Raw genomic sequence first — 13023 nt, 5'->3', positions numbered from 1 at the left:
GCTTTGTAATACAACGGCACTTTCACACAGCATATGCCTTCACAATTGTCTATTACTCCGTTTATATATAAGAATTTTATGTTTTCATCATATATATTAAATTCTATATTATTTGGTTCAAATAATATTTTCATCATTAATTCTTTTTCTTTTTTTGCTTTGTTTATTATATTTGATATGTTTTTGTCTATATATACTCTCATATAATCATATAATGTTTTTTCAAAATGTTTTTCTGTTATTATTTTTTCTCCTTTTGCTTTTTTCATTACTAAGTCATATGCAAGTCCATTGGTTAATCCTGGTTGGCCTGCTGCGTTGTGCCATATTAATTCTTTTACTTTTTCTTCGAATATTTGTCCTGTTTCTGTTTCGTGTTGATTTAGTAAATCATATACTTGTTCTTTGGTAAAGTATGGCACTTCTAAATATTCTGCTATGTTGAATGGACTGGCATTGTCTTCTAATATTCCGCTTAAGTATCCTACGCTTATTAATATTACACTTCTGAGCTTGTATATTTGTTTTTTGTGATATATACTTCGTATTATATGCAAAAATTCATTCATTATATTTTCATCTAATCTTTCAAATTCATCTATCATTAATATTATTTCTTTGTTTGTTTTTTTATATATTTCTAATATTGTTTCTCTTATTTCATCCAGTTCTTCTAATGTTTTTAATTCAATTTTTTGATTATATCTATATTCAATGTCATCTTCTATATCTCTGATAATGGTTTTTAAAAAACTTTTTAAACTTTTTTTCCCGTAACTTTCAAAAGATATAAATATTGGTAAATATTTATCTTTTATTTTTTCAACTATATCATTTAATAATGTTGTTTTTCCACTCTGTCTTGGTGCCGATACTGTAAAATATCTCCAATTTTCTATATGGTCAAGTGCTTCTTCCATTATATCTGGTCGCTCAACATAATAACATGTCTTTTTATCAACAGGTCCACTTGTACAGAATCTTCTCATAATTCACCTCCGGTGTTACACGCCTACGGCGGGTTATAAGATAAAAATTTAATATTTTAAAATTAAGTTGTCTAAAAAATCTCAAATGAAACGAAGGCTCGAAGATTGCCCTTACACGCTACCGCGGGTATAGGATAAAAGATTTTTATTATATAATTATAAATCTTTTTCCCTTAGATTTTTTATCCTAAAAAATCTAAGCGTAAATGGAAGCCGTCAAAATTACATGGATGTAATTTTGAGCGAAACAATACACGATGTATTGTTTGAGCGACGGCTGAGAATGAATAATTTTAAGGATAAGCAATCGAGCTGCCTGAGTGAATTTGACTTTTTAGACATCGTAATTTATTATTTTAAATAATAACTTTTCAATATTTTCAAAGAAAATATTCACATCTACGGTGGGTTATTTGATTAAAAAATTAGATTTTAAAAATAACTCTAAAAAATTAAAAACTTAATTTTTTAGAACGCTTTAAATGTTTGAAAAACAGATATTTTCGCTTGCAGCGTGTTAATGATATTGTTCTTTCGGGATAAATACAAGTCTCAAATTTTTCTTTAACATAATAATTACTTTTTTCGGTTATAATAATATTGTATATGACAATTTCTATAATTCTATCTTCGCTTTTTGGATTAGGTTTATATCTAAAACACAAAATTCATTATTTTTCACTAATTTCAACATTTTTACTATTATTAATTAAGTAATTTAATCACTAATACGTTTAATCTGTCATTAGAATTGTTTATTATTCCATGCTCAATATTTTTATCACAATAAATCATGTCATTTTCATTTACATCGATTTTTTCATCAGATAACTCAACTACACCTTTTCCTTTAGAAATAAAAAATATTGCATCAAATGGTGTGGAATGTTTTTTTACAACTTCTCCTGATTCTAAACTGATTAAAACTATTTCTAATTTTTTTGAGGTTAATAATTTTCTCGCATCAAAATTTACTTCTGATAATTTTTCTAATGAATCATATTTAATAATTTTCATATTATCCCTCCTGATAATTTTAGATTATAAATAATTATACCACAGTGGTGATAAATATATGATAACTTCAATATGGCAAGACCCTTCAACTAAGGAATTTTATTTTAAAGAAAATATTAATTCTAAACTTAAAAAAGAATATAAGTATTTTAATTTAATCTTTGAAGATGTTTATATAGATAAAGTTGAAAAAATTCTGTCTAAATACAGAATAAAAAGTTTTGTTAACATTGATTTTAATTGGAAAGATATATATGGAAAAAATTTGATAAACACAACTCTTGACATTTCTTATAATCTATTTAAGAAGATTTCTGATGAATTGGAAAAAAATAATATTTATTTGTATGGAAAAAACATAATGAATATATTTAGCAAAAACATATCTGAAAATCCTGATGATAAAAAAGTTTGGTTTTTAGATATTGAAGTTACAAGTGAAAACGTGGATGATTATAGTGGTTATATTACTTCAATTACATATTATGATACTTATAAAAATGAATATTACGCTTTTGTTGTATATAATAAAAAACTCTATTCTAATAAAAATATTATATTTTTTGATTCTGAAAAAAATATGTTGAAATATTTTAGTGAAATAATAAAAAAGGACCAACCTGATATTATAACAGGCTGGTTCTCAAATGGATTTGATATTCCTTATTTAATAAAAAGAGCCGATATTTATAATATAAATTTAAGTGCAATTCCATATTTAAAACACTCTTCATATCAAAGTGATGGCCGATTTTATAATAATATTCCCGGAATAAATTTAATAGATTACCTTGAATTATATAGACGATATGTTTTAGATAAGCCCGCATCATACAAATTAGATATTGTTGCCAAACATCACAAAATATTAGGCAAAACCGAATATAAGGGATTCAATTATTATAATAAAGATATGAGAAAATTTATTGATTATATTTTTAGAGATGTTGAAATCCTCGTAGAACTTGAGAATAAATTAAAATTAATAGGTTTGATATGTTCTCTACAATCATTAATAAGGATTCCATATAATTTGTTATTTGGAACTTCTATTTCTATTGAACATTTTATTCAACAATTTATTTTAAAAAATAAAATTACTTTTAGATTTTATGAAAGAGAAAAAAATGATATAAAAATAACAGGTGCTATTGTTTTAACTCCACCAAATAAAACATTTGATAATGTTATTGTACTAGATTTTACCTCTCTTTATCCAAATATAATTGCTACCTATAATATTTCTCCAGAAACACTTGTGTATAGTTCGAATTATAATGAAAGACATATAGACCTTGGAAGAATTCTTGTTGAAGAAGAAAACGATGTTTATAGACCTTTGAAGTTTTCTCTAAAAAAAGAGGGAATAATACCTGCATTAATAAAATTCTTTTTAAAAGAACGTTTATATTATAAAGAATTAAAAAAAAATACAGATCCTGACGACCCTAACTACGTTATATATGATATTAAACAATATAATTATAAAATACTTCTAAATTCAATATATGGAGTATTAGGAACTGATAATTTTGCACTTCATGATACAAGAATTTATCTGGCTATTTTAGCTGCCGCAAGATCTGCATTAAGATTTGTAAATAACGAATTGAATAATCATCATTTTAAAAATATATCTATAAATGGAAGATATATTGATTTCAAAACAAAAGTGCTTTATTCCGATACAGACAGTTCTTTTAACTATATAGAATGTGATGAAAAACTGAATAAAAAAGATATTTTGGAAATAGGAAATTTTTTAACAAATTATATTAATGAAAGTATTCAAAAAGAATTAATAACCAAATTTACAAAAGAGAAAATTGAATGCACTTTAAATATGGAAGTTGATAAAATTTATAAACGAGTTCGTTTTTTTGGAGTAAAAAAACGATATTTTGGATATGATTTTGACAGGAAAATCATCACACATGGTGTGGAAATTGTACGAAAAGATACTCCAGATATTTTGAAAAATATCTTATCTTCTCTCTTTTTAAAAGCGTTAGATAATGAATTAAAAATGGATGATTTTATATTTTACTACAACGAACTAAAAAAATTCCCATTAGAAGATATTGCTATAATAAAAAGTATTAGAAAAAAAGATTTTACAAAATATAAAACATTGCCAAACCATATAAGATCTGCTATTTTTATGGAAAAAGTTTATAATTTTAAATTTAATTATGATGATAGATTATTATATTATTATATAAAGTATTATAATTTCAAGCATTTTGAAACTATAAAAAATATTTTTAATAAGAATCAAAGTGGAAAGATTTATTATATATCTGCTAGTATTGAAAGGAAACATCTTGAAGATTTCAAAAAATTATTATATAATGATTTTGAAATAGATTATTTTACTCTTTTCAAAAAACAAATTCTATCATCTTTAAAACAATTTTCTGAATATAAAGATTTAATTGAAAAAACTGAATTAAAAATAAAGTTAATGGAAGGATATCCTTTAAAAGCTGAACAATTAAAATTATTTAAGGAGGAAACATAATGGAAAAATTAATGGAAAAATACGCTGAACTTTTAGTAAAAGTGGGAATTAATGTACAGAAAGGGCAAAGAGTTTTTTTAAGATCTACAATAGATGCTGTAGATTTCACGCGAATAGTTGCAAAAAAAGCTTACGAAGCTGGAGCAAAAGAAGTATATACAGTATATAACGATGAATATATGTTATTTTTAAAATTAAAATATGCTAATGATGAGTTGTTAAATGAATTTCATCAATGGGAAGTAGATATGGCAAAATATTTTTGTGATAAAAAAGGGGCATTTTTAAGTATTATAGGTTCTGACCCTGATATATTAAAAACAATTGATCCACAAAAAATTGGACAATATTCCAAAACAAGGCAAACTGCTATGAAGGATGTATCAAAAGTTATAATGGCCGATAAAGTTTCATGGTCAATTGGTGCTGTTCCTTCAAAAAAATGGGCAGAAAAAGTATTTCCTAATTCTGATAACCCTATACAAGAATTATGGAATGCAATATTAAAAATCGTTAGAGTTAATGAAAATGAAGACCCCATTCAATTATGGAATAAACATTTAAATAATTTAAAAGAAAAAACAAAATATTTAAATAATAAACAATATGATTATTTAAGATATGAAGGCCCTGGTACTGATTTAACTGTAGGATTACCAAAAAATCACAAATGGTTAGGCGGTGCCCAAAAAAATGAAGATGGAATTGTTTTCCTTCCAAATATTCCAACTGAAGAAGTATTTACAGCACCTCATAAAAATAAAGTAAACGGATATGTTAGAAATAGCAAACCATTGGTATACGGTGGAAACGTAATCGATGGTTTTACAATGGAATTTAAAGATGGAAAAATTGTTAAAGTAACAGCAGAAAAAGGTGAAGATATATTAAAACAGGCTATATCTTTAGATGAAGGCGCTAGTTATCTTGGAGAAGTTGCTTTAGTTCCTGTTGATTCTCCAATCTATCAATTGAATGTAGTATTTTACAATACATTATTTGATGAAAATGCTGCTTCACATTTTGCTTTTGGAAGAGCGTATTCTACGTGTGTTGAAAATGGTGAAAATATGAATGAAGAAGAATTAAAAACTGTTGGTTTAAATAATAGCATTACACATGTTGATTTTATGATTGGAAATGAAGAGATGAATGTATACGGTATAAAAAATGGAAAAGAAGAGTTAATTATGAAAAACGGAAAATGGGTAATATAATAAAATCTCCCTCAACGGGAGATTTTATTATATAATCTTTTTATTGTATCTATAATCAAATCTTTTTTCGCAATCTTTAATACCCATAATTTTGGAATTTCATTAAATCCATAATACGCTCCTGCTAATTGACCTATTATTGCCCCAATAGTATCAGTATCTCCTTTAAAATTTATAGCTGTTAAAACAGCATCTTTAAAATTATCTGTATTATAAAAAGACCATAATGCAATTTCAAGCGAATCAAGAGATGTTGAGGAAGATATTATCTGGCTTTCACTTTTATATTTAATATCAACGATTCTCAACTTAACATCATATATCAAATCCATATGCTTATGCACTTCATCCATCAAAAATTGTTTATCTTTTCCATTAATAGCCTGATGTAATATTCCTCCAAACAATTTGCAAGAATGTATTGTAAATATATTATTATGGGTTGTATAGGCACTTTGTCCGGAATAATATATAGCATCTTTAAATGAATTTTTAAAATACATTGGAACAGGCGCTAACCTTGCCAATGGTTTATTGGAATCCTTTTCTGTAATTTCAACAAAAGAATTATTATTTTCATAATATACAAGAGCTTCCATTGTCTGGTTATCTATACCAAATGCCTTATTTTTTGATGATAGGTAACCTTCATCTATCCATTTTATATATTTTCTCATCTGACTTTTCAAATCAAACCCATCTTCAATTAAGCTTTCTGCAAGGCACAAAGCCATTGAAGCACTATCAGTCCATTCACCTGCATTTAAATTATATACTCCACCACTCGAAAAATCCTTTATATGTTCTACATCTATATTTTTATAGGGAGCCCCTAAAGCATTTCCGACAATCAATCCAAATAAAGCACCTGCAAATCTATCCTTTAAATTATTCACAATTATGCCCCCTTTCTAAAGATTAATTAATTTTATTATAACATAGAATATGTTATAATATATAAAAACTAAAATTTTGGGAGGGAGAAAAATGGAATGGGTATATATAAAGGATATGAAAAAGTATATTGGTAAAAAGATTGAATTTAGAGGATGGTTATGGAATAAAAGAGCAAGTGGAAAAATAGCCTTTTTGCAGTTAAGAGATGGTACTGGATTTGTCCAGGGGATTGTTGAAAAAGCTACATTAGGTGAAGAAAAATATCAACAAGTAAAGAAATTAAAAATGGAAAGTTCTTTAATCGTCAGAGGTACTGTGGTTGAAGATCAAAGATCACCTGTTGGTTTTGAGTTACATATAGACGAAGTTGAAATTATTCATAACCCTGTTGAAGACTATCCAATTTCCAAAAAAGAACATGGAATAGACTTTTTGATGGAACATAGACATTTATGGCTCAGATCAAGAAGACAATTTCACATTTTAAAAGTAAGACACGAAATCATTAAAGCTATTAGGGAATTTTATAATAACAATGATTTTATTTTAATTGATACACCTATATTCACAGGATCAATAGGAGAGAGTGCAGGAAATACATTTGAAATAGAATATTTTGATTATGGAAAGGTTTATCTCGCCCAGACAGGTCAATTATATCTCGAAGCTGCTGCAATGTCTTTAGGGAAGGTATATAATTTAGGGCCAACTTTTAGAGCAGAAAAATCGAAAACCAGAAGACATTTAATAGAATTTTGGATGAATGAGGCTGAAGTTGCATATTACAAACATGAAGATAATATGAAATTGCAAGAAGATTTAGTATCATATATTGTAAAAAAAGTTTTAGAAAATGCTTCTGAAAATTTAGTTGCACTTGATAGGGACATCAGTAAGTTAGAAAAAATTGAAGCTCCATTTCCTCGAATTACATATACAGAAGCTATAAAATTATTGAATAAAAAAGGTTCAGATATTAAATGGGGTGAAGATTTAGGTGCTGACGATGAAACTTTAATTTCCGAAGAATTTGATAGACCTGTAATTATTGAAAAATATCCAAAATCAGTAAAAGCATTTTATATGCAACCAGATCCAGAAAACCCGGATGTTGTCTTATGTGATGACATGATAGCTCCAGAAGGATATGGCGAAATAATAGGCGCTTCAGAGAGAATCTGGCAGGAAGATGTTCTTATAGAAAGATTAAAAGAAAACAATTTACCTGTTGAAGGATATCAATGGTATCTTGATTTAAGAAAATTTGGTTCTGTTCCACATAGTGGATTTGGCCTTGGCATTGAAAGAACCGTTGCCTGGATTTGCGGATTAAAACATATTAGAGAAGCAATTCCTTTTGCAAGAACATTATACAGGGTTTATCCTTAATGGTTTCATTATTTGATATAACACCTCTGTTCAAAAATTAATTACAATGTTGTTTTAGAGTAACTTTAATTCTAAAATGTTCAAAATAAATTATTTATTAACCCCCCGTTTAACGGGGTTTTTTATATTATATAATATTCAATATTTCTTTATATTTTATATATAGTTTTTTAACACACACCAATTGAGATTTGGAGAAAAAGTAAGAAAGTGGTATCATAAAAAACATGGCGTGGAAAATTTTTGTGAGTAAATCTGATTTCTTGAATATCATATTCTAATGATTATACAAAGTTTATTTTCAGGGGTGAAATTATGGACAAAAAATTCAAGGATCTTCAATTTTATAAATTCTGCACTTATGGTTTTCTGAAAAATTTAAGATTTTTCGAACCATTTCTAATTTTATTCTTTTTAGAAAAGGGATTATCTTATTTTCAAATAGGATTATTATATTCTGTAATGAAGATTTCTACAAATATACTCGAAATACCAACAGGTATTGTTGCAGATTCTATTGGAAGACGCCGCTCGATGGTATTTTCTTTTTCAAGTTATATCATTTCTTTTTTGATTTTCTATATTTCTAAAAGCTTCTATTTATTTACTTTTTCTATGATTTTATATGCTTTTGGAGAAGCTTTTAGATCTGGAACTCATAAGGCAATGATTTTGGAGTATTTAAAAATAAAAGGCTGGCAGAATTTGAAGGTTTACTACTATGGAAATACGCGTTCTTGTTCTCAATTAGGCTCTGCTATTTCTTCACTGCTGGCAGCTGGAATTGTTTTTTATTCTGGAAATTACCAAACTGTATTTTTAATTTCTGTTATTCCATATGTTCTTGATTTGATTTTAATGCTAACTTATCCTAAAGAGCTTGACGGAGAATTAAAAGAATTCAACTGGAAAAATTTTAAACAATCTTTTTCATGCGTGATATATGAATTTGCTATGTCTTTTAAAAGTTTTAATTTATTCAGGAGTATTCTTTTAACTGCAACATATAGCGGCTTTTATTCTGCTATAAAAGACTTTTTGCAACCAGTATTAAAAACGTTTGCACTATCTCTACCTATTTTTATGTATCTGGAAAATGAAAAGCGCTCGGCAATTGTAATTGGTATAGTTTATTTTATAATTTATTTACTCACTTCATTTTTTTCAAGAAAATCTGGAAAATTTTCGGAACATTTTAAAAATCTTTTAAATCCATTACTTATTACAATGAATTTAGGTTTTATTTTTGGTATTATAAGTGGATTTACCTATAATTCAAATTGGTTATTTATGTCAATTATTTTTTATCTTGGAATATATCTAATTGAAAATTTAAGACGACCTATAGGAGTTGCATATATTTCTGAAAATATCAATAGTAATATTTTGGCTTCTGTTTTATCTGCAGAATCACAATTAAAAACCATTTTAGCTGCTATTATAGTTCCTATAGTTGGATTTTTATCTGATAAATTTAATGTGGGTATTGCCCTTATGATAATTTCTTCTAGTTTTTTATTGATAAATTTATTCTTTATTTCTCAAAAAAAGAGATGAATATTTATAAAAAATACCCACAACCTGGTGGGTATTTTTAATTATTGATTATTCCTAATTTTAAATCAAAATTTTTCGATTTTGGCAATACTTCAACAACAGCTGGTTTATATTTCTTTTTAAAAACTGTCCTATCCACATATGCTATGATACCATAAGCAATTGCCAACCCAACTATCCCTGCGACAAATGCCTGTGTATCGTTTTTGGTTAAAGTATATGTTATTACCAACAAGGCTATAAATAAAGTTAAAGGAAAACCATAAATTATAAATGATATTTTTGAGATTGAAAAATCTGGTATTTCAATTACCACGTAATCACCTATATCTGGAATCTTTCTAAACTCCTTTTTTTCAATTGTCATTAACCTTTCACTATTGCTACCAGTTAAATTACATGCACCATTTAGCGAACAACTTTCGCAACTTGAACTTCTTGTGCTTATTAATTTTACTTTTTCTCCTTCAATAGAATTAACAATAAATATTTCTCTCATTTTAATCCTCCATATCCAAACTTACAATAATTTTAGATATTATTGTTTTTTTACATCTATTAACAATAGCATAGCTTTCCTGTGAAAGAAAATATGCTTTTACATACATTTTATATTTTTCAATTTCATCTTCCAATGATTGATCCATTTGTTCAATGTATTCTCCATCAAGTATTTTATTTAATAAATCATATCTTCTTTCATCAATCATACAAGATTTTCCTCCTTCAAGAGTTTTTGGAATTTTTTTCTTGCATAATGCAACCGGCTTTTTACACTTCCCAATGGTTTATTTAATTTTTCGGCAATTTCATCATAACTTAACCCATCTATATCCCTCAACTTTATTAAAAGTCTATCTTCTTCAGAAAGTTTATCCATTATTTTTGTTATTTTATCCATTTCCATTTCATTTAATACTTCACTGGACACATTTACATCAGCTTCTGGTTGTAATCCAAATCCTTCTGTATAATTTTCTGTTAAATCTATATTTTCAACTATGTTTTTCTTTTTCTTTCTAATATAATCTTTCCCTACATTTACAGTAACCTGATATATCCATGTGGATAATTTAGAATCTCCTCTAAATGTATGTATTCCCTTAAAAATTTTAAAAAAAACTTCTTGAAGAGCATCTTCTATTTCACTTATATCAACAAATTTCTTTAATGTTACATATATTTTTGGCGCATATATATTATATAATTCTTCAAATGCTTCTTTGTCTTTCTTTTTTAATTTTTCTACCAATTTTTTTTCATTCAAGAAAATCACCTCTCTGTGGCCTTTTTTTAATTATACCACAAAAGAGGTCTCATCATATTTTTAGACTAAATATATTTAATTTAGTTCAATATTATTTAACTTCTAATATAATATTCTGTAAATATAAATTTGTTAAATTCGATAATAAAATTGGTTTTTCAGGATCAGATATATCGTATATTAAAAGCCCATTTTCACCATCTGCTACATATAAATAATTATCTCTTATATATCCTCCATAACAAAAACCTTTTGTATCAATAGTCGTTAATAATATTGGCTTTGATTTATTAGAAACATCTATTAAGGAAAATCCTTTATTACCTTGTGCATAAAAAACTATATCATTTGAGACAAATACCCTCGCCCATTCTGATTCAAGAGTTAATTTAGATACTAATTTTGGATGTTTCTTATCCTTTACATTTATTATTTTTAACCCTTTACCTCCATCTGCCAGATAAGCTATATCATTTTCCACCACAACATTATATGCGAATCCTTCTGCGTCAAAATAACTCAATAGCTTCGGAATTTTCTCATCAGAAACATCTACAATAACAAATCCATCATATCCCATTGGTATATATGCATAATTATTTTCTACAAATATCCTTCCCGATGCCCCTTGCAATTCAAGATAACTCATAGTTTTTAATGAATAATCTTTTTCTATTTTAGCAATTTCCATTCCTGAACTTCCTTCTAAAATATATGCCACATCTTTTTTTACAAATATCGAATAAACTTTCCCAAATGTTTCTAATTTTGTAACTTTTTTTGGATTCTTTATATCATTAATATCAGCTACCACAACACCATTTATCCAATCTGCTATGTATGCATGCTTATCTCTTACATATAAACCAACCGCCCATCCTTCGGTGTATACATGATTTATTATTTTTGGTTTTTCAGGATCTGTAACATCAATAATATACATCCCTATTCCACTACCAGTAGTATATACATATTTTTTATTTTTATTTTCAATATTTTGTGTTTGATTTGTTTTTGATTGAGCAATATTTATATTCTTTTCTGTTTGAGTTGATTGTATTGTTATAACACTACTTTCAACTGTTATTAATGATGTTTCAGTTGACTCCTCAGTTGCTTGTTCTTTTATTAATAATTGCTTTGTTGAAAAATTCCATATTGAACTTTCTTTTTCTTCATTTCCTGATTTTGCTACAACTTTCCAATAATAAACCTTTCCATAATCAACTGACATATCATAAAATTGATATCCTAAATTTTGTGCAACTAAATTCAAATTCTGTGGTTTTAATCCAAGATACAAATCAAAAAGTGCTTCTTTCCCTTCATATTTCCATTTTAATGTAATATTTGTTTCTAAATTTGTTGCTCCATTGGTTGGTATTGGTTCAAATGGTTTCCCTAACTTTTTTACAGATTTTGTTTGAAATACCCATATATCACCATAACGAATGCCTCCATGCCCATCTTTTACTACTATTTTCCAATAATATCTGGCATTCTCTTTCAAATTAACTTCTATTGATGGAATTTCTATACCGGTAGCTATTGGCTTCATTGTATCTATAGAACGGCCTAAATAAACATCATAATATATTTTATCTCCATCTAAATCTTCACTTTTCCAGCTTAACGTTGTTATTAAAGGAACATTTATCTCTCCATCTTTCGGATTGGGAGAATGTGGTTTTAGCGGTATTGCATTTTCTGTACTAAAAAACCAAATTTCGCTTTCACTTTTATCTTTTTTATCTCTGGCCACTACTTTCCAGTAATACGTTTTATTATAATTTAATATTTTGGAAAAAGATGTTTCAGATAAGTCTGACGCAACTGGAGTTAATTTATTTTTATCTGTTGAAAGATATAAATCATATGTCAAACTATCTCCATCTGGATCACTTGCATTCCATGTAAAAACTGTATTAACAGGTATTTCTGTTGCACCATTAACTGGTGAATACAATTCAGGAATTGAAGGTGGTTCATTTTTAAATATTATAGGTACTACAACTATGCCTGTCATTATTACTATAAATGAAGATATTGCAAGTATTATAAGTTTTAATCTCAACTCAATCACCTCTATAATTCTCAATTAATTTATTGTTCTATCCATTTTATTGTTCTATAAAATAAAAAGTCATTCCTAATAATTATAAAAAAATG

Annotated in this window: 11 protein-coding genes; 4 read left to right on the top strand and 7 right to left on the bottom strand. The window is 26.8% G+C overall.

Annotated features, from left to right (window positions below; genetic code table 11):
- The coding region (locus X274_RS07465) for an AAA-like domain-containing protein (RefSeq protein ID WP_047266195.1) at positions 1-989 on the bottom strand (989 nt) is incomplete at its 3' end.
- Between the two features lie 705 nt (positions 990-1694).
- Entirely contained in the window at positions 1695-2006 is a 312-nt protein-coding gene (locus X274_RS07460) for a cupin domain-containing protein (protein WP_047266194.1), read from the bottom strand.
- Between the two features lie 58 nt (positions 2007-2064).
- On the opposite strand from X274_RS07460, the gene X274_RS07455 reads away from it, so the two are divergent.
- A complete protein-coding gene (locus tag X274_RS07455) occupies positions 2065-4527 on the top strand; it encodes a DNA polymerase domain-containing protein (protein ID WP_047266193.1) in 2463 nt (820 codons plus the stop codon).
- The gene (locus X274_RS07450) at positions 4524-5744 is read left to right on the top strand and encodes an aminopeptidase (RefSeq protein WP_197073337.1); all 1221 of its coding nucleotides are present in this window, start codon (positions 4524-4526) and stop codon (positions 5742-5744) included. The genes X274_RS07455 and X274_RS07450 overlap by 4 nt, the downstream gene beginning before the upstream one ends.
- An 11-nt stretch (positions 5745-5755) precedes the next feature.
- Here X274_RS07450 and X274_RS07445 read toward each other — a convergent pair whose 3' ends face one another.
- Positions 5756-6640: an ADP-ribosylglycohydrolase family protein gene (locus tag X274_RS07445; protein ID WP_175420213.1), complete on the bottom strand. Its 885-nt coding sequence runs from the start codon at positions 6638-6640 to the stop codon at positions 5756-5758.
- A gap of 91 nt (positions 6641-6731) precedes the next feature.
- Between X274_RS07445 and asnS the strand changes: the two genes are divergently transcribed.
- Positions 6732-8030: an asparagine--tRNA ligase gene (gene asnS / locus X274_RS07440; RefSeq protein WP_047266190.1), complete on the top strand. Its 1299-nt coding sequence runs from the start codon at positions 6732-6734 to the stop codon at positions 8028-8030.
- A gap of 315 nt (positions 8031-8345) precedes the next feature.
- Positions 8346-9587: an MFS transporter gene (locus X274_RS07435; RefSeq protein WP_047266189.1), complete on the top strand. Its 1242-nt coding sequence runs from the start codon at positions 8346-8348 to the stop codon at positions 9585-9587.
- A 37-nt stretch (positions 9588-9624) separates the two neighbouring features.
- Here X274_RS07435 and X274_RS07430 read toward each other — a convergent pair whose 3' ends face one another.
- The 4 genes from X274_RS07430 to X274_RS07415 form a co-directional block, all read right to left on the bottom strand.
- Complete coding sequence (locus tag X274_RS07430) at positions 9625-10086, bottom strand: SoxR reducing system RseC family protein (protein WP_047266188.1); 462 nt, start codon at positions 10084-10086, stop codon at positions 9625-9627.
- Position 10087: 1 nt separating this feature from the next.
- Complete coding sequence (locus X274_RS07425; RefSeq protein WP_047266187.1) at positions 10088-10297, bottom strand: hypothetical protein; 210 nt, start codon at positions 10295-10297, stop codon at positions 10088-10090.
- The gene (locus tag X274_RS07420) at positions 10294-10863 is read right to left on the bottom strand and encodes an RNA polymerase sigma factor (protein ID WP_231580393.1); all 570 of its coding nucleotides are present in this window, start codon (positions 10861-10863) and stop codon (positions 10294-10296) included. Before X274_RS07420 ends, X274_RS07425 begins: the two co-directional genes overlap by 4 nt.
- A gap of 82 nt (positions 10864-10945) precedes the next feature.
- The gene (locus tag X274_RS07415) at positions 10946-12928 is read right to left on the bottom strand and encodes a hypothetical protein (protein ID WP_047266185.1); all 1983 of its coding nucleotides are present in this window, start codon (positions 12926-12928) and stop codon (positions 10946-10948) included.
- Positions 12929-13023: the final 95 nt, after the last annotated feature.

Source organism: Marinitoga sp. 1155, assembly GCF_001021175.1.
Classification (GTDB): domain Bacteria; phylum Thermotogota; class Thermotogae; order Petrotogales; family Petrotogaceae; genus Marinitoga.
This window is presented reverse-complemented; position numbering and strand designations above follow the sequence as displayed.

Bases quoted from the DNA above. Each gene is read 5' to 3' on its own strand.
- asnS (WP_047266190.1), top strand. From the start codon at position 6,732: ATGGAATGGGTATATATAAAGGATATGAAAAAGTATATTGGTAAAAAG.
- X274_RS07460 (WP_047266194.1), bottom strand. From the start codon at position 2,006: ATGAAAATTATTAAATATGATTCATTAGAAAAATTATCAGAAGTAAAT.
- X274_RS07435 (WP_047266189.1), top strand. From the start codon at position 8,346: ATGGACAAAAAATTCAAGGATCTTCAATTTTATAAATTCTGCACTTAT.
- X274_RS07430 (WP_047266188.1), bottom strand. From the start codon at position 10,086: ATGAGAGAAATATTTATTGTTAATTCTATTGAAGGAGAAAAAGTAAAA.
- X274_RS07425 (WP_047266187.1), bottom strand. From the start codon at position 10,297: ATGATTGATGAAAGAAGATATGATTTATTAAATAAAATACTTGATGGA.
- X274_RS07455 (WP_047266193.1), top strand. From the start codon at position 2,065: ATGATAACTTCAATATGGCAAGACCCTTCAACTAAGGAATTTTATTTT.